The organism is Pseudoalteromonas sp. Z9A6 (assembly GCF_011378805.1).
GTDB classification, from domain to species: domain Bacteria; phylum Pseudomonadota; class Gammaproteobacteria; order Enterobacterales; family Alteromonadaceae; genus Pseudoalteromonas; species Pseudoalteromonas distincta.
The window spans coordinates 33,017-51,216 of sequence record NZ_WTKZ01000030.1 but is presented as its reverse complement, the minus strand read 5'-3'; the positions used below and the strand labels follow the sequence as shown (position 1 = coordinate 51,216).

General features: G+C 39.4%; 14 protein-coding genes and 1 pseudogene. 2 read left to right on the top strand and 13 right to left on the bottom strand.

Annotated features, from left to right (window positions below; genetic code table 11):
* Window positions 1-49: 49 nt before the first annotated feature.
* Together GQR53_RS22515 and GQR53_RS12365 are read right to left on the bottom strand one after the other, a co-directional pair.
* Window positions 50-145, bottom strand: a pseudogene (locus tag GQR53_RS22515) (VOC family protein); the annotation flags it as partial.
* A gap of 1 nt (window position 146) precedes the next feature.
* Complete coding sequence (locus GQR53_RS12365; protein ID WP_039487345.1) at window positions 147-803, bottom strand: HD domain-containing protein; 657 nt, start codon at window positions 801-803, stop codon at window positions 147-149.
* A gap of 140 nt (window positions 804-943) precedes the next feature.
* On the opposite strand from GQR53_RS12365, the gene GQR53_RS12360 reads away from it, so the two are divergent.
* The gene (locus GQR53_RS12360) at window positions 944-2,134 is read left to right on the top strand and encodes a class I SAM-dependent methyltransferase (protein ID WP_002961441.1); all 1,191 of its coding nucleotides are present in this window, start codon (window positions 944-946) and stop codon (window positions 2,132-2,134) included.
* 30 nt (window positions 2,135-2,164) lie between these two features.
* Here the strand turns inward: GQR53_RS12360 and GQR53_RS12355 are convergent, their stop codons facing one another.
* The 11 genes from GQR53_RS12355 to GQR53_RS12305 form a co-directional block, all read right to left on the bottom strand.
* Window positions 2,165-2,461 (bottom strand): PilZ domain-containing protein, encoded by a 297-nt coding sequence (locus tag GQR53_RS12355; protein ID WP_007581065.1) that lies wholly within the window; start codon window positions 2,459-2,461, stop codon window positions 2,165-2,167.
* Between the two features lie 9 nt (window positions 2,462-2,470).
* Window positions 2,471-2,851 carry a response regulator gene (locus GQR53_RS12350; protein WP_024597850.1) on the bottom strand — a complete coding sequence of 127 codons (381 nt, stop codon included), beginning with the start codon at window positions 2,849-2,851 and terminating at the stop codon, window positions 2,471-2,473.
* Between the two features lie 75 nt (window positions 2,852-2,926).
* Window positions 2,927-6,814: an ATP-dependent RNA helicase HrpA gene (gene hrpA, locus GQR53_RS12345; RefSeq protein ID WP_186807012.1), complete on the bottom strand. Its 3,888-nt coding sequence runs from the start codon at window positions 6,812-6,814 to the stop codon at window positions 2,927-2,929.
* A 194-nt stretch (window positions 6,815-7,008) separates the two neighbouring features.
* The gene (locus tag GQR53_RS12340) at window positions 7,009-8,040 is read right to left on the bottom strand and encodes an isoaspartyl peptidase/L-asparaginase (protein ID WP_029752414.1); all 1,032 of its coding nucleotides are present in this window, start codon (window positions 8,038-8,040) and stop codon (window positions 7,009-7,011) included.
* Between the two features lie 127 nt (window positions 8,041-8,167).
* Complete coding sequence (locus GQR53_RS12335) at window positions 8,168-8,872, bottom strand: SapC family protein (protein WP_024597622.1); 705 nt, start codon at window positions 8,870-8,872, stop codon at window positions 8,168-8,170.
* A gap of 335 nt (window positions 8,873-9,207) precedes the next feature.
* Complete coding sequence (pgl, locus tag GQR53_RS12330; RefSeq protein WP_024606581.1) at window positions 9,208-9,918, bottom strand: 6-phosphogluconolactonase; 711 nt, start codon at window positions 9,916-9,918, stop codon at window positions 9,208-9,210.
* 2 nt (window positions 9,919-9,920) lie between these two features.
* Window positions 9,921-11,393 carry a glucose-6-phosphate dehydrogenase gene (gene zwf / locus GQR53_RS12325; RefSeq protein ID WP_154903432.1) on the bottom strand — a complete coding sequence of 491 codons (1,473 nt, stop codon included), beginning with the start codon at window positions 11,391-11,393 and terminating at the stop codon, window positions 9,921-9,923.
* A 269-nt stretch (window positions 11,394-11,662) separates the two neighbouring features.
* On the bottom strand, window positions 11,663-13,309 hold the full coding sequence (gene pgi, locus GQR53_RS12320) for a glucose-6-phosphate isomerase (RefSeq protein WP_165744057.1): 1,647 nt from the start codon (window positions 13,307-13,309) through the stop codon (window positions 11,663-11,665).
* Window positions 13,310-13,709: 400 nt separating this feature from the next.
* Window positions 13,710-15,965, bottom strand: coding sequence for an aminotransferase class V-fold PLP-dependent enzyme (locus tag GQR53_RS12315; RefSeq protein WP_165744056.1), 2,256 nt, complete (start codon window positions 15,963-15,965; stop codon window positions 13,710-13,712).
* A 135-nt stretch (window positions 15,966-16,100) separates the two neighbouring features.
* A complete protein-coding gene (locus GQR53_RS12310; protein WP_024606584.1) occupies window positions 16,101-17,177 on the bottom strand; it encodes an AI-2E family transporter in 1,077 nt (358 codons plus the stop codon).
* Window positions 17,170-17,388 carry a hypothetical protein gene (locus GQR53_RS12305; RefSeq protein WP_149602402.1) on the bottom strand — a complete coding sequence of 73 codons (219 nt, stop codon included), beginning with the start codon at window positions 17,386-17,388 and terminating at the stop codon, window positions 17,170-17,172. The genes GQR53_RS12310 and GQR53_RS12305 overlap by 8 nt, the downstream gene beginning before the upstream one ends.
* A gap of 145 nt (window positions 17,389-17,533) precedes the next feature.
* Between GQR53_RS12305 and GQR53_RS12300 the strand changes: the two genes are divergently transcribed.
* Window positions 17,534-18,199: a hypothetical protein gene (locus GQR53_RS12300; RefSeq protein WP_024597628.1), complete on the top strand. Its 666-nt coding sequence runs from the start codon at window positions 17,534-17,536 to the stop codon at window positions 18,197-18,199.
* Window position 18,200: the final 1 nt, after the last annotated feature.

Genomic DNA, 18,200 nt, shown 5'->3' with positions numbered 1-18,200 from the left:
AGTGGCCTGACTTAAACAAACTGGTCTCCGATGAACTCGGGGCGATTCAAACCCGTTCATACCACTTAACGGCATTAGCTAAGTTATCAACATTTAAATGGCAATGATCAATGCCAGATAATTTCGGTATGCTTGTATTATTCACATTACTCACCAATTTCTGACTTTAATTGCTCTAAAAACTCATGCATATACCTTGTTCGTCTATTCGCCTCTGCTTTAGCTGATGGGGTATTCATACTATCGGCAATATGTAATAACTTTATGAAAAAATGATCAAGCGTGTATGTTTTATCATCAGCCTCGCGTTCAACACAAAAAGGGTCATTTGGGTTATATAATAACCGAGAAATTGAGCCACCAACTTTCATGCATCGGCTAACGCCAATAGCGCCCAACGCATCCATTCTGTCGGCATCTTGTACTATTTGCGCTTCAACTGTTTTAATTTTTATATTTGCGCTGAAGCTATGCGCTGCAATTGCATGATGAATCTCATCAAAAAGTGACTCGTCATAATTAATCGATTTTAAAAACTCCAATGCCTTATCAGCTGCCATAGTAGAGGCTTTTGCACGATCAGGGTGGTTTTTAGCCACCGCCACACAGTCGTGCATCCACGCTGCAGGTAATACTACTGACATGTTTGCCTGCTCCGCATTACATAACTGTATTGCAACACGCACCACTCGCTCTATATGAGTAATGTCATGAGCAACATCAGCATGCACTAAAGAGGCGATAAACCCTCTACATTGTGAGTTAAGTATTTCTAAATCAGGGCTTAAAGCGACGTCAGACAAAGTTAGGTTCCAAAAAGCTAATTAATCAATGAATTATCCGTACTTTACCGTGCTTTATGCCCCCCTTGCAAAACATTCATTGTATGTTGCTCCTTGCTTGACTAAAATACAGCGCTTATTTATTACTACTGAGAAGCCTTATGTCATCTGCCGTTTACCTACAAGCTGGTCGCGATAAATCATTAAAAAGAAAACACCCTTGGTTATTTTCAAAAGCCATCAAAAAAATTAAAGGTAAACCTGGATTAGGCGACACAGTAACGATTCACGACAGCGAAGGTAAGTTTTTAGCAACTGCTGCGTATAGCCCTCACTCACAAATTCGTGCACGTGTTTGGAGCTTTGACGAAAAAGAAGTCATCGATCAACACTTTTTTGAACGCCGTTTACGTCGCTCATTAGAAGCCCGTAGCCAAGTTATTGAAGAAGGCGGATTAACAGGGTTTCGCTTATGTGCTGCTGAGTCTGATTACTTACCAGGCGTTACAATAGATAAATTTGACAACGTATTAGTGTGCCAGCTATTAAGCGCCGGTGCCGAGCGCCATAAAGGCGAGATTGTAGGCGCATTGATGTCTATTTTCCCCGGCTCTAGCATATATGAGCGTTCTGACGTAGATGTACGTACTAAAGAAGGCTTAGAACCAATTAAAGGCGCACTTTGGGGGAATGAACCAAAAGAGCCTGTGCTTATTGAAGAAAACGGCTTAAAAATCGAAGTTGATATAATTGAAGGTCACAAAACAGGATTTTACTTAGATCAGCGTGACAGCCGTGCTGCACTTGAGCGCTTCTCAAAAGGTAAAACTGTCCTTAACTGCTTTAGTTACACAGGTACATTCTCGTTGTATGCCCTGCGTGGTGGATGTGAGCATGTAACTAACGTAGATGTATCGCAACCCGCTTTAGATACAGCAAAACGTAATGTTGAGCATAATAACTTAGATTTAAACAAAGTGAGCTTTGTTAAGCAGGATGTATTTAAATTATTACGCCAATACCGCGACGAAGGTAGACAGTTTGATACCATCGTAATGGACCCACCAAAATTTGCTGATAATAAAGCGCAGCTAACGGGCGCGTGTCGTGGCTATAAAGATATCAACATGATTGCCATGCAAATACTAAAACCAGGCGGAACACTATTAACATTCTCATGCTCTGGTTTAATGGAACAAAACCTGTTTCAAAAAGTAGTAGCCGATGCAGCACTTGATGCAGGTAAAGACCTACTGATAATGGAGCGATTAAACCAGGCAGCCGATCACCCAATTGCTGGCAGCTACCCTGAAGGCTTTTACTTAAAAGGCTTAATCTGTAAGGTTTTTTAATATCTACTATTGAGTTTAACTGAATTCGATTTAGTTAAACTGAATGATTTCAAGACCTGCTGTTACCGTGCCATCATCTTCTTTGCTGGCACGTATTACTTTTGCTGTTGCATTTAAAGGCGCAATACTTGGATGAGTCGAATCAATGTTCACCGTCAGTAAGGTATTAGGTTCAAGCAATTCATCTAAATGAATTGATAAACCTGTTGCACTTAAATCCACGCACTCTGCGGCAAAACTTAAACCCGCTATTGGTTCTATCGTTGTTAAATTTGCAGGAGTGTTAATCTGCATGCGTCTAAAATTTCGCTTATCATCAGTAAACATATGTTACCTCTAAACAACCGTGTTAATTTCTTCCAACAAAGCACCCACTGAAAATGGCTTTACAACATACGCGTTACAACCAGCATCAAACCCTGCTTGTTTTTCAGATGGGGACTCTAGGCCCGATACCATAACAACAGGAATATTTTTTGTTTCAGGTGTGTGCTTTAGCATTCGGCATGTATCATAACCATCAAGACCAGGCATACAAACATCAAGCAAAATTATATCTGGCGGACTCGCAATTGCTGACGCAAGGCAGCTTTGCCCTGAATCTGCGTAACTAACATCAAATTTCGACGCTAGTGCGGCTTTGAGCATTTCAAAATTAAAATACTCGTCATCTACCACTAAAAGTCGCTTTGTTTTATGTTCAATCGATGAGGACATAACTATGTCGCTTCCTTTTCAAAACAAAAATAAATCCTTCTATTAAGGTACTAAGCTTAATAGAAAATGCAAGTTTTATTCTATCTCTTTTATCGCATTAAGTACCCGCTTGGCTGAAATTGGGTAAGGCGTTCCTAGTGTTTGAGCAAATAGCGACACCCTAAGCTCCTGTTGCATCCAAAAAATAGCGGTTACCTCTTGTGGTATAGGCAACCCTTTAGGCGTTTTATTAACTACTTTTTTATACTCTTGCGCAACTTTATCTAGCTCTAGTACGCATAACCTATCACGATTTGGATCCACAGGCAGCTTTTCTAAACGTTTTTGAATCGCTTTTAAATAACGAATTAAATCCGCTATTTTATCTGCGCCATGCGCGCTCACAAAACCTTTAAATATAAGTGACTCAAGCTGTGACTTAATATCGCCGTGCGCGGTTATCATGGTTAAATCAACGCGCCCTTTCATTTTTTTATGCAGGCCATGAGCAATACTTAATACTTGCTCAACTTGCGTTGCAATCGATACAACGGCATCGCCCAGCTCACCACGTATTTGCTCTTTTACTGTTTCAAATGCTTTTTCGTCGCGTATATCACCGTGTTTTACTAATAAGCTATCAACACCTGCGGCAATACAGTCATCAATTAAATCAGCTATTTTACCAAATGGGTTAAAGTACAAACCTAGCTTTGCCTTATTCGGTAAGTTTTGTTGTAAGTACTTAATTGGCGATGGCACATTTAATAGTACTAAACGGCGCAAACCTTGTTGATGTGCTTGCTGCGCTTTTGCTTCGCTATCAAAAAGCTCCACTGCAGCGGCTGATTTTTTATCCACCAGCGCAGGGTATGCTTTTATCTCATATTGACCTTGCTTTTTAACGTATGAAGCGGGTAACTCACCAAAATCCCATTGTGTTAGGTCTGATTTTTCAATGCCTTTATCGGCTACTTTAGACAGTGTTTCGGTTACTTCACCTTGCAGCTCTGCTTTGAGCTTGGCTAAATCAAGTCCTCGTGCAAGTAACTTATCGCTCTCATCACGTACTTCAAACTGTAATCGTAAATGCGGTGCAAGCGCGGTTAAATCCCATGCCTCTGGATCAACTCTCACACCTGTCATTCTTAATAAACGCGTGGCTAAAGCATCAATTAAGCTACCTTGCATTGGCTCAATAGCTGCCAGCACTGCATCAGCATAATTTGGTGCTGGCACAAAATTACGACGAAGCGATTTAGGCAATGACTTTATAAGCCCACTTATTAGCTCATGCCTAAATGCAGGTATGTGCCAGTCAAAACCACTTTCTTGTACTTGATTTAAAAGCGCTACTGGTATTTGTACCGCAACGCCATCAACTGCTTGGCCTGGATCGAAATGATAAGCAAGCGGCAATATAATATTGTCTTGCTGCCATGTGTCAGGGTAGTCAAACTCAGTGATATTACTTGCACCATGCTGCATTAGCTCTTCACGAGTCATGTGTAGGTAATGCTTATTTTGTTGTTTTTGTGTTTTATACCATTTTAAAAATGCAGCGCGGTTGTTAATTTCTTTGGGTATTTTTTTATCGTAAAACTCAAATAACGTTTGCTCATCAACTAAAATATCACGACGACGTGACTTATTTTCCAGAACTTGAATATCTTCTATTAGCTCACGGTTAAACGCTAAAAAGCCCTCGTTTAAGCCCAGTTCTTGCTCCACTAATGCAGTGCGCACAAAAAGCTCTCGACTCACTTTAGGGTCTATGTTGCTATAAACACAGCGGCGTTTATTTACAACAAGTAAGCCGTATAAAGTTTGCTGTTCAAACGCGATTACCGCACCTGGCTTTTTCTCCCAATGAGGTTCTGTGTAACTACGTTTAACTAAGTGCTGTGCTAATGGTTCTACCCAGTTAATGTCTATTTTTGCATTTGTGCGGGCATATAACTTACTTGTCTCTACCAGCTCCGCTGACATGATCCATTTAGGGCTCTTTTTAAATAAACCTGAACCCGGAAAAATATGAAACTGACTATTACGTGCGCCTTTGTATATTTGTTTTTCATCTTTAAAGCCAATATGGCTTAGCATCCCGCTTAACAACGCTTTGTGAACAAGTTCGCCATCAGCCGCTTGGCTGGTTGCTTTCATGCCCATTTCGTTACACACAGTACTTATTTGATAAACAATATCTTGCCATTCACGCAGGCGCATATAGGCTAAGAAGTCTTTTTGACACAACTTTCTAAATTGGCTATTAGTCAGCTCGCTTTGCTGCTCTTCTAGGTAATTCCATAAGTTTAAAAAAGCGATAAAATCAGAATCTGGATCATCAAAACGACCGTGTTTTTCATTGGCAGCAGCACGTTTTTCTTGTGGGCGTTCACGTGGGTCTTGAATAGAAAGCGCCGCCACAATAATAATCACTTCACGCAATGCGCCAAGTTTATGGGCTGTTAGCACCATTTTTGCTAAACGTGGGTCAACGGGTAATCGACTAAGCTCTCTGCCCGATTGCGTTAGGCTGGTTTTACTATCGCGTTTAGCTGGTTTTACCGCTTGTAGCTCTTCAAGCAATGTTAGGCCATCATTAATATTGCGGCTATCTGGCGCTTGTACAAACGGAAATTGCGCCATATCACCAAGCCCTAGCGCCAACATTTGTAAAATAACAGATGCAAGATTAGTACGCAGTATTTCAGGGTCAGTAAACTCTGGGCGCGATAAAAAATCATCCTCAGAGTACAACCTAATACAAATACCCGCTTCAACACGTCCACAACGACCCATACGCTGATTGGCGCTTGCTTGCGATATAGGCTCTATTGGTAGGCGCTGTACTTTTGTACGATAGCTGTAGCGACTTATACGCGCAGTACCTGGGTCTATTACATAACGAATACCTGGCACGGTGAGTGACGTTTCGGCTACGTTAGTCGATAAAATAATATGACGACGAGAATGCGGCGCAAATATACGGTTTTGCTCTGCGTTAGATAAACGCGAGTAAAGTGGCAATACATCGGTGTGTTTTAAATTACGCTTGCTAAGTGCATCTGCGGTATCGCGTATTTCACGCTCACCATTTAAAAATATGAGAATATCGCCAGGACCTTCAGCGCACAGCTCATCAACGGCATCAAAAATACCTTGTAGCTGATCGCCCTCCGCTTCCATATCATCTTTATTAATATCAGTAATAGGGTTGTAGCGCACATCAACAGGGAAAGTACGACCCGATACTTCTATAATGGGCGCATCATCAAAGTGCTTTGAAAAACGCTCAGGATCGATAGTCGCTGAGGTAATTATTATTTTTAAATCAGGGCGTTTTGGAAGCAGGTTTTTTAAGTAACCTAAAATAAAATCAATATTTAAACTACGCTCATGCGCTTCATCAATAATAATCGTGTCGTATTGATTTAAAAAACGGTCTTGCTGAATTTCAGCCAGCAAAATACCGTCGGTCATTAATTTAATATACGTATTATTAGATACCTGATCGCTAAAACGAATTTTAAAGCCAACTTGCTGACCAAGTTCACACTTCATTTCTTCAGCAATACGATTAGCCACAGTACGCGCTGCTAATCGACGTGGTTGCGTATGACCAATTAAACCATCAACACCACGACCAAGCTCTAAACACATTTTAGGTATTTGCGTTGTTTTACCTGAACCCGTCTCACCGGCAATAATAACCACTTGGTTATTTGCAATGGCGTCTTTAATTAATTCCTTTTTTTGACTTACCGGCAATTGCTCAGGGTAAGTCACTTTAGGGAGGCCAGCAAAGCGTTTATCGCGTAATTCTTGGCTACGGGTTATATCAGCCGCTATTTTTTCAAGCGCGTTGGCATGCTTGTTTTCATCCGTTATTTTTTTTACGCCATGTAAGCGTTTCTTGAAAATGAATTGATCTTTTTTTAAGCACGTTTTTAGCTCGCCAAACAACTGACCTAGGTTTACCACCCGCATACCTTATAAAATTAGTTAAAGAGCCGTAATTGTATCAAATTAAACGGCTGGGGTTAATCCTACAAAATGCATAACGCGGGGTTGTTTGTTATATAAACGCTGCTATTGAACTAAACTGTAAATAATAAATTTATTTTAAACAATTATTTTCAGGGCTAACTACATTGAATAAATTAAATGACGTTGGCTTATTCGTCACTAAAAATGCCTACGTAGGTCGCTTGAGTATTCGATTTACTTGCCCGATACATGCCAGAGGTATTAAACGGTAAGCTAATATTACCTTTTGTATCAATAATAATTACGCCGCCTGTGCCACCAATCGGCTTAAGCACACCGTTTATAACTTCATCCCCTGCCTCAGCAATGGTTTTACCTTGGTACTTAACTCGCGCACATATATCGCTTGCTACGTTATAGCGAATAAAGTATTCACCATGCCCTGTTGCCGATACCGCGCACGATTCATTTTCAGCAAATGTTCCGGCCCCAATTACCGGTGCATCCCCCACACGACCATAACGTTTTGCGGTCATACCACCTGTTGATGTACCTGCCGCTAAATTACCATTTTTATCAAGCGCCACTGCGCCAACCGTGCCCATTTTGTAAGAGTTAGGTAATGCTTTGTGCGCGGCTTGGTACTCTTTACTGGTTGCTTTGGCTTTATCTAATTTTTGTTTTGCTTTTAAAAGCGCTTTGTAACGAGGCTCGGTATCAAATAAGTTATTTTCGACAAGCTCAACACCTTGCTCTTTAGCAAACTCTTCAGCGCCTTGCCCACTAAGCATTACATGTACAGAGTTATCCATTACCAAACGTGCTAAGTTAATTGGGCTCTCAATATGCTTTACACCCGCAACTGCGCCTGCTTCACGGTTTCGACCATCCATTATGGATGCATCAAGCTCATGCCCGCCATCGTAGGTGTATACCGCTCCACGCCCTGCATTAAAATAAGGGGATTGCTCTAATACTGCAATTGCTGCAATTACCGCATCTAAGCTTTCGCCGCCTTGGTGTAATACTTTATAACCTGTCTCTACTGCTTGCGTTAATTTTGCACGATACTCTTTTTCTTGAGCGGGTGTAAATCGTGCTTTTTCAATTGTCCCTGCCCCACCATGAATCGCAATGGCAAAAGGAGTCTCTGCAGCTACTGCGCTATTACTTAAAGCAACAAAGCTGCTCGCAAAAATCGCTAATAATGGTGTTTTCATAATGAGTTCTTTTATGGGGAAGTTATAAACTAATGTGAATGGTTACGGACTTAATTTCAACTAAAGTGAGTTTAATGGCATAAAAAAAGCGCCTTAAGGCGCTTTTTAAAATTTTACGTGTTTGTAATTAAGCTTGTTTAGCTTTTAAACGCGCTAAACGTGCTACTTGGTGAGTAGACGTTAAGAACGAGTAAATTGGTGCTAAGTAACCACGTTTACGAAGCTCTAAGAAATCAGCATCGCTTAACTCATTTAGTTTTTTCTCATCGATAAGGTAAATACCGTTGATGTCTTTTTTCTCGCCTTTAATGTCTACTGTTAGCGTTTGCGCAATTAGTAGCTCTTTATCAGCAAGGAATTTAGTGAACGCTTCAGTTACTTGAGAAAACTCAATAAATGATACTAGCGCTTCTTTACGACGTTTTAGGTAATCTGTTTCTTCGCCGTTTTCAAATAATGCATTACCTTCGTCTTCACCAACAAGCGCACTTGCTTCGTCAATTACGATACCGTATTGATCTTGATCTGGGTGTTTAACTAAACCCAGTGGGTAACGAGTAGATGCCATAGGTGCAAATGCTGCAGTCCATTTACCATCTTCTACAAAAAGGTTTTCGCCTGGCTCTAAGCCAAACATAGCAACTGCTTGAAAAGTGCCTGTTTCGTTATTTTTAACGAATGACATTGGAAACTCGTTTGCTACACGTGCAAACTCATGTGCAACTACTGGCACTAAGTGTTGAGTTTTCATGAATTCTACATTGATGCCGTTTTGAATTTTAGTGTTGGCATGTTTTTCGTTGTGTAAAGGCTGTACTTGTTGCTCCGCCATGTTACTGCTCCGTTTATTTTAATTTATATGTTTCATTGTTAATGCCTTTAGGCTAATGCTTTTGAGCTAAAAAAGGAAGGGAAACTTTTATGACAACAACCATGAAAAAATAAAATTTAACTAAATCTGAACGTTGCTAAAAAACATACAGCTCAAACTCATAAATTTTGTTCAAAAACAACACACTTCGTGGTTGATTTTAATACAAATCAAAGTTATTCATTAACATTGGTTAACAGTTCAAAGCTATTTTTTGCAGTGTTTGGGCTTAAATTTAAGCAAATAAAAAAGGCCGCTTATATAAGCGGCCTTTAAAAGTTAAATTGGCATCTAAATTAAGGCGCCCAATATACTTCAATATTTATACTTGGGTGATTAAGCACAGCGCGAAGTGGCATGTCATTAACATCGCCGCCCGCTTTTGCTTGCTTATAAACAGCGAGTTTTTCTTCACCGCTAATTAAAAGCTTAACCACTTTAGATTGCGCAATGGCATTTAACGTAAGCGTCATTCGCTCAGTAATACTACCCGTCACATCACTTTGTATCGCATTAATTGCACATACTGTTTGCTCAGTTGTTAAACCATGCTCTAAACCGTCTGCATTTGGGAATAACGACGCTGTATGGCCATCTGGGCCCATACCTAAAATAGTTACATCATATGGGCTTTTTAACTCGCTATAAGCCGCTTCACACTCTTGTGCGCCCTGTTGAGCCGTTGCTGCAGCGTTCTTCATAGTAATAAAGTTTGCAGCACTACCATGATTTTGTAATAAAGTACTTTTAATAAATGCTTCATTACTTTTTTCATGGCTTGGGTCTACCCAACGCTCATCAACCATAGCAACATCAACATGTTGCCAATCTAAATCAAGTGTTGATAAATGCTTATAAGCGGGCGCAGGAGACGAGCCGCCCGACACCATTAATACAGCACGGCCATCGTTTTTAATGCCATCACGTAATGATTGCTCAAGCGTTGCAGAAAGCTCAGCTGTTAACGCGTCTTTATCATCAAAAAACTTTTCAACTAGTGTTGCCATGCTTATACCTTATCGCCTGTGTTAAACCATACATGATTGCTTTCTGCCAATAATTCATCAGCATCATCAGGTCCCCAGCTACCAGCACGGTAAAGCGCAGGCTTACCTTTGTCTTGCCAACGGTCGATGATTGGATCAATCCACTTCCACGCTTGACGAACTTCATCACGGTGAATAAATAACGACGGGTTATCAGCAGCGGCATCAAGCATTAAACGTTTGTACGCATCTGAGTGGAAACCATTGCTGTAAGCTTGTGAAAGCTCAATATTCATTGTTACTGGCTCAAGTTGCATTTGAAGATTATCAAGGCGCTTAGACATAAGCGTTAGTTGAATTGTTTCCTCTGGCTGCAAACGAATAACAAGACGATTTGGCTCGATATTACCCACGTTATCTTCGTAGATATTGTGAGATACTTTTTTGTATTCAACCACAATTTCTGCACAGCGCTTAGCCATACGTTTACCCGTACGAAGGTAAAATGGAACACCTGCCCAGCGCCAGTTATCGATATGCGCGCGAATAGCTACAAACGTTTCTGTTTTACTAGAACCTTCATTTAGCTCTTCTAAGTAACCCGGTACAATTTTACCGTTTAAGTCACCTGGTACGTATTGACCACGAACAATATTTTCATCAACATCACCATCTACAAGCGGGCGAAGTGCTTCTAATACTTTTAGTTTTTCGTTACGAATGCTGTTAGCGTTAAGCTTATTAGGCGACTCCATTGCAACTAAGCAAAGCAGTTGTAATAAGTGGTTTTGAACCATGTCACGAAGTGCACCGGCTTTATCATAAAAACCAGCGCGGCTTTCAAGGCCAACCGTTTCTGATAAGCTAATTTGAATATTATCAATAGATTTAGCATCCCACATATTTTCAAACAATGAGTTTGAAAAACGCAGCGCCATTAAGTTTTGTACTGTTTCTTTACCTAAGTAATGGTCAATACGGAAAATTTGTTCTTCATTAAAAAACTCTGCAATTTTTCCATTAATTGCTTCAGCAGAATCACCGCAATAACCAATTGGCTTTTCAACAACAACACGTGATGTAGGGGTAATTAAACCTTTAGTCGATAATATTTCACAACATGTGCCGTAAACAGCAGGCGGAAGCGATAAGTAAAACACGCGAGACTTAGTGCTTTCGTGCTCATCTAAAATGCCTTTTAGTACATCCCAGTTGTCGTCTGCTTCTGTAACATTACTTACCACTGGCACTAAAAAAGTAGAAAACGCTTTCCAATCTTTAGCGTTAAACTCACCTTTGCTTAAAAATTCTTGTAATGCTTTATGCGCTGTTTCTATGTATTCAGCACGTTTCGATTCTTCGCGCACTGTTGGTAAGATACGTGAGCCTTCAGGTAAGTTACCTTCTTGATATGCTCTGTACATTGCAGGTAGCAATTTGCGTAACGCAAGATCACCACCGCCCCCAAAAATTATAATATCAAAAGGATTAAGCATAGTTACTCTCTACGTTGTGATACCCAGTACACTTTATAAATGCGCGGGTATGCCTATTTATTGCTAGATTAGATGGCTTTTATAGCTGTATTTAAATAAAAGCCTGCTGAATTGTTCTGTATCGATGATTTATTATTATTGTTTATCATTGCGCTTATTAAATGAGCCTTAGGGGCCCTGTATCTCCTCTCACAAAAATACAGACCCTAAGCACTCCAGCGCTACCCGTTCAAAGGTACTCGGTTTACTTACTTGCGTAAGCGAATTTTTTACTGCGTACGGTTTTGTTTATAGTACGCCATTAAGCCGTTTGTAGAACTATCATGAGCGTGTTTCACGCTATCATCAGTGAGTTCACTCTCAATTTTAGATGCTAAACCTTTACCTAGCTCTACACCCCATTGGTCAAACGAACATATTTCTAAAATAATGCCTTGGCAAAATATCTTATGCTCATACAGTGCAATTAAACGGCCCACTGTTTTAGCATCTACTGTATCTAATAGCATAGACGTTGTAGGACGATTGCCTTGATGAATTTTATGATTTAATAACTCATCAATCTCTGCTTGCGATTTACCCTTAGCGGTTAAATCAGCTGTAACTTGCGCTGCATCTACACCACTCATCATCGCTTCTGTTTGTGCAAAGAAGTTCGATAATAAAATATCGTGATGCTTATCAACATTCACTTGTGGCTTAACTGATGCAATAAAATCTGCAGGTACAATTACATTACCTTGGTGTAAACACTGATAAAAGGCATGCTGACCATTAATACCCGTCATGCCCCAAATAATTGGAACTGTAGTATAAGGTACCGTTTCGCCTGCAAAGTTAACGTGTTTACCGTTACTTTCCATTTCGCCTTGCTGTAAATACGCAGGCAACATATGCAGTGCTTGATCGTACGGTAATATAGCTTGCGCTGTATAACCTAAAAAGCTCGTATTCCATACACTAAGCAATGCCATAATTAATGGTATATTTTGCTCAAACGGCGTAGATTTAAAGTGCTCGTCTATTTCAAACGCACCTTCTAAAATTGCTTCAAAGGCGTCGTAGCCTAAATATAAAGCAATTGGTAAGCCTATCGCACTCCAAAGTGAAAAGCGACCGCCAACCCAATCCCACATAGTGAATACGTTTTCGTCGCTAATACCAAAGGCTGCCGTTTTTTCTAAATTTGTACTTACTGCAACAAAATGCTTTGCAATTGTACTTTCATCTTTTGTTGTTTGTAAAAACCAGTCAACCGCCGTTTTTGCGTTTGTCATGGTTTCTGACGTAGTAAATGTTTTTGACGAAATAACAAATAATGTTGTTTCAGGGTCAATGGCTTTTAATATAGACGAAATCTGTACACCGTCAGCATTAGATACGTAGTGAACATTTAACGTATCATCAGCGAGTGCTTTTAATGCCTCAGTTGCCATTTGTGGACCAAGGTTAGAACCACCAACACCAATACTTACAACATCTTTTACCGCTTTGCCGGTATAGCCTAACCATTTACCGCTACGAACTTTTTCTACAAACACTTTAATTTTAGCTAACTCGTTGTCTACGGCTTGTGTCACGTTTTCGCCATCAACAATTAATGGAGTGTGAGCACGATTACGAAGTGCCGTATGCAAAACTGAGCGATCCTCAGTGATATTTATTTTTTCACCGCTAAACATTTTATCGCGCCACGATGCAATATCGCATTCTTTAGCAAGCGACATTAAGTTAGCAAAAACATCATTATCAATAAGTTGCTTAGAATAGTCGAATAATACGCCTGGTACTTGAGTAGAAAACTGAGAAAAGCGCGTGTCATCTTGTGCAAATAACGTTTTTAGATGTGTTTGTTTCATCTTAGCTGCACTTTGTTCTAGTGCTTGCCAACTTGCTAGTTGCGTTCGGTTAGACATGGAAATATCCTCTATTTTTTTCAATCAATTGATTTAAAAATGTTTTTTATAAAAGAAAAACTCTTATTACTACTTATTCACACTAAATTAAAGCGCAAATAGTATAACTAAAAATGCAAAAAAAGTGCTGTTTTTATAATTTTATGTGCAGATGATAACGCAATTTTTAGCTTTTGACACCGGTATCATAAAAATTTTATAAATTAATTTACCTGTAATTTTAAAGGCAACGGCATAGCTTAATCAATCAAAATGAAATATTAATGAATTTTTATAAGCGCTGCTAATTACTTTTCATAGTTATTCACTAATTACTGTAATTGTTTGCCTTGCAAACAATTAAACCTTAAAAACAAAAAATCCGCTCTAAAGCCGATTTTGTATAAATTAAAATCTTTGCTTAATTACTAAGCGCTAGCCCACCACTTAGGTTATAAACCGTTTTGTATCCTAGCTGCATTAAATTGCTCGCAGCAATCTTTGAGCGGTTACCACTGCGGCATAATAAAATATATTTGTTATTTTTACTTAACTGCCCTTCAAATACCGCATTTGCCATTCTGCTAAGCGGTATATTTAATGTTTTTTCATCTAGCGTATTAAATAACTGAGCAACATTATTTGCTCCATGTTCATACGGCTCCCGAGTATCTATTAAATATGCATCGCCGGTGTTTAACATTGCTTTAGCGTCATCAAAATTTAATTGCTGTGTATCAATCTCAGGCAATGCATTTACATAACCACACAATTGCGTGTTATTTACTTGCTTTGAAGCGTCGTGCTGCTGCTTTTGTATAGTAAATTCATCAACTGAAATACTGCCGCTTACTAACGCATTGAGTAATGGCGTTTGGTTTTGTTGTACAGCCCAGTTCATGGCAAAACATTGTTGGTAGTCGTGCCCTGAGCAAATAATGCTGGTGCCATTAAGTTGCTCGCTTATTGCTAAAATAGAGCGTGCCATTGCTTTTGCATCCCCACCTATAAGCGATGTATTGCCAAGCCCTGCAGGCAAAATTAAATCACCACAAAAACAATAACGCGTTTCGCCATTACTATTTTTTAATAAATAACTTACGCTATCTTTGCTGTGCCCAGGTGTCGCTACTTTTTCAAGTACGTCATTTGCTAAGCTAATACTTTCTGCATTTAGTGGCCAACCTAAAGCATCAACCTCACCTTTTACAACTCTTGATGCAAGAACACTGGTTAATAAATTAGTCGCTGACTCTCGCTCTTGATGCAGATGTGTATTAAGCACCGCTGATATAGTTAAGTTTTGTGTATTAGCTATTTTTTCAAAGCGCGGAATAAGCTCAATAATCGGGTCTATTATAACTGCGTATTTATCATCGCTTACATAAAGCCAACTACATGCTCCTTGGTGCCTAAACTGAGTAAGGCCAAGTGCGCACACTTCTTGTTGTGGTGTGGTGCTATCAGATACAATTAAACAGTTAGCCTGTAGTATTGCTTTAAGAGCTCGAATACGCACACAAGCATCATCAATATCGTGTTGTGTTGCCGCAGGTCCAAATGATAGCCTAATCGCGTTTTCGCTTTGCCACTTACTTGCACCCATTGCATCTAAAACAAAACTTGTTGATGCGCCCGTACTACAAGCCGAGCCACCACTTACGCGAATGCCCGCAGCATCAAATAAATCAATCACTTCTTTGCTCGTTAAGTCGTTTACCGCAAAGTTAAGTGTGGTAGGCACGCTATAAGCAAAATCATGATTGAATGTAATATCACCAAAGGTGTCTTTTATCGCGCTTTGTAACTGGCTTCGATAAGAGTTAAGTATGCTAATTGGTTTAAATGTATCGTCTGATTTATCAAGCAACATACTAAATAGTTTATTTAACCCTGCAATACCGGGTAGATTTTCGGTGCCTGAACGCATTCCACTTTCTTGACCGCCACCCGCTATAAAAGGTGTATACGCACTGCCACTACGAATATATAAAAAGCCAATACCTTTAGGTGCGTAAAGCTTATGCCCCGAAAAAGGAGCGTAATCAATAGTTGTATTACTCAGTGCGAGCGCTTGTTTACCGAGTGCTTGTACGCAATCCACCATCCACGATACATTTTTGTTACGGCTACGAATTACCTGCTCTATAGCGGGTAAATCTTGATATACACCGGTTTCGTTATTAACGGCCATGGTGCAAATCATCAAAGCGTTATTAATATGCTCTGCGATAAAATCTAAATCTAAAATACCGTTGCTATCAACCGGAATAGCAAGCACCTCAGCATTAACGTCAAGTACGCTATTCCAGTGCTTGAGTGTATTTGGCACCGCTTTATGCTCAGTAGCGCCATATAATAATACAGGGTTTTTAATAGACTGCTTTTTAGCATTAATTAATGTAGAAACCACCGCAGTTTGAATACCCTCCGTTGCACCAGAGGTAAATAGGATATCGCCATTAGTTGCGCCAATAACCGTGCGTGCCTTTTGACGTGTTTGTTCTAATAAATGCTTGGCTTGAATACCTGTGATGTGCGGGCTTGAAGGATTACCAAAACATATTTGCATGGTATGAGAAACAACATCAGCAATACAAGGCAACACAGGGGTCGTTGCATTTGCATCAAGGTAAACTTGTTTTACTGGCTCATCGTGCAATAAAAACTCAGACATTAAAAAACGCACCTTATTACTAAAAAATATATCTTATTACCAATAGTACATAAATTTACAGGTAATGAGTAATAATCAATTAGCACTAGAGGTGCGTTTACTATGCTTTTTTAAACTAAAAGTCTGTTTGCTTAACTATTCACTGAGCTCTTTGCTGATCTCTTCGTGCGTTGACGACCAAGCTGTTATTAGCGCTTTTACTAATGAGGCCAACGGGATGGCAAAAAATACGCCCCAAAACCCCCATAAGCCACCAAAAAATAATACCGCGACAATTATAAATACCGGATTTAAATCAACTGCCTCAGAAAACAACAGCGGTACAAGTACATTGCCATCAAGCGCCTGAATAATTCCATAAATAATTAAAATGGTCCAAAACTGCGTTTCTAATCCAAACTGAAACAGTGCAACTGCCGCTACCGGAATAGTGACGAGTGCCGCGCCAATAAATGGAATTAATACCGAAAAGCCAACAAGCACACCAAGTAAAGCTGCATAGCGCAAATCTAAAACAGTAAATGCGATGAAAGACACACCACCAACAATTAAAATTTCGAATACTTTACCGCGAATGTAATTCATAATTTGTTGGTTCATTTCGTTCCACACTTGTAAAATCAAGCGTCGTTGCTGCGGGATCAGTTTAGCTATACTGCCTGTCAGCTCCAGCTTATCTTTAAGCATAAAAAACACCAGTAACGGCACAAGTACCAAATATATAAGCCAAGCAACAACATCTTTTAAAGACGTAAGTGAAAACGATAATACCGCTTGACCAAACTCAATAATTTTAGCTTCTACGGTTGCAACAATTGCTTGTACTTGTTCTATATTAATTAAACTTGGGTATTGTTCAGGTAAAGCCATTAAATAAGACTTCCCCTGCTCTAGCATATGCGGTGTTTCTTGCACTAAGTTACTGGTTTGCTTCCAAAGCACTGGGCCAATAACTAAAATAAGGGTGAGCATAATGCTAATAAATATCAACATTACAATAATTGTTGCTGTAAAACGTTTTAAGCCAACACGCTCTAAATGAACAACCGGCCAATCTAGTAAATAAGCGATAACCAGTGCAACAAGCACAGGAACAATTAACGCGCCAAAAAAGTAAAGTAAGGCAACTGATACCAATAATAAAAATAATAAGGTAGACGAATGAGGATCCGAGAACTTCCTTTCGTACCATGTTTTTACGTATTCAAACATGTAATGGCTCCACTAATAACAACCCTCGTTGTTTATCAAAATTGTAACTATAAGCATTTTTTTGCAAAAAACGTTCAATGTCGTTCGCACTTTCACCTCTATTAAGACTAAAAGTGATGCGTTGTTTTGATGACTGTGCACTTCGAAGCGCAAGCTTAAACTGCACAAATTGCTGAGGACACTTAAACTCTTTTAAATCGCGCTCTACCATAACTACTTTATCCGTATAGTAAATGAATAATAAGTCGCATATTTACGGTCTACGTATTTATATACTCAAACCGTTGTAACTTTTTGTTAAAACAATTCCTGCAATAGTTTATCCTTATAACATAACTAGCAGTAAGGATAAGTTAATGCCTGGCACGCATAATAAAGCGCAACTACCAAGTAATCCAACACTCAAAGAGATTAATTGGTTTAAAAAGCAGATTAATTGGGGCGAACTACCTCCTTTTTATCACCTTGTTGCCTCATCAATAAGCGAATCAGAAGGAATTTTAGATCATGGGTTCGACAATGCAGTTAAACAACTTTTAGATAAACGCAATTGGAACTTAGATTTACTAGAAGGCTATGAAGATAACCTAGGTGAAATACATACCAAACATAAGCCACGTATTGCGCTGCACCAAGTATTTACAGACAGAGGCTTTGAACTATGGGCACAGCCTTATGCTAAAGATGTTATTGTTGATCAATACATAAAAAACAATCGCTTTATGGAATTTAGAGTGTGGGACCCACATTCAATGAAAAACTTGATCAGAATAAGTCAGTTACATAAGTTTATTGGCTTTTATTTCGAACGAGGCGACAAAGCAGATAAAGCCATTATTTTACATGCTCACAAGGTAGTACATAAAATTATTACTTTCTTGCAGCGAGAATTGAACGTTGTAAAGCTTGATGGAGTCACAATAAAAGAACTATACCAATTGTGCGAAAAAGACAGCCGTGCAAGCAGTGACGAAATAGACATAGCCAAAATTGCAATTGGCGAACAAATTAACAAGGAATAAA

Excerpts from the sequence above, each read along its gene's own strand:
- GQR53_RS12360 (WP_002961441.1), top strand. The coding sequence starts at position 944 with ATGTCATCTGCCGTTTACCTACAAGCTGGTCGCGATAAATCATTAAAA.
- GQR53_RS12355 (WP_007581065.1), bottom strand. The coding sequence starts at position 2,461 with ATGTTTACTGATGATAAGCGAAATTTTAGACGCATGCAGATTAACACT.
- GQR53_RS12350 (WP_024597850.1), bottom strand. The coding sequence starts at position 2,851 with ATGTCCTCATCGATTGAACATAAAACAAAGCGACTTTTAGTGGTAGAT.
- GQR53_RS12340 (WP_029752414.1), bottom strand. The coding sequence starts at position 8,040 with ATGAAAACACCATTATTAGCGATTTTTGCGAGCAGCTTTGTTGCTTTA.
- GQR53_RS12335 (WP_024597622.1), bottom strand. The coding sequence starts at position 8,872 with ATGGCGGAGCAACAAGTACAGCCTTTACACAACGAAAAACATGCCAAC.
- pgl (WP_024606581.1), bottom strand. The coding sequence starts at position 9,918 with ATGGCAACACTAGTTGAAAAGTTTTTTGATGATAAAGACGCGTTAACA.
- zwf (WP_154903432.1), bottom strand. The coding sequence starts at position 11,393 with ATGCTTAATCCTTTTGATATTATAATTTTTGGGGGCGGTGGTGATCTT.
- pgi (WP_165744057.1), bottom strand. The coding sequence starts at position 13,309 with ATGTCTAACCGAACGCAACTAGCAAGTTGGCAAGCACTAGAACAAAGT.
- GQR53_RS12315 (WP_165744056.1), bottom strand. The coding sequence starts at position 15,965 with ATGTCTGAGTTTTTATTGCACGATGAGCCAGTAAAACAAGTTTACCTT.
- GQR53_RS12310 (WP_024606584.1), bottom strand. The coding sequence starts at position 17,177 with ATGTTTGAATACGTAAAAACATGGTACGAAAGGAAGTTCTCGGATCCT.
- GQR53_RS12305 (WP_149602402.1), bottom strand. The coding sequence starts at position 17,388 with ATGGTAGAGCGCGATTTAAAAGAGTTTAAGTGTCCTCAGCAATTTGTG.
- GQR53_RS12300 (WP_024597628.1), top strand. The coding sequence starts at position 17,534 with ATGCCTGGCACGCATAATAAAGCGCAACTACCAAGTAATCCAACACTC.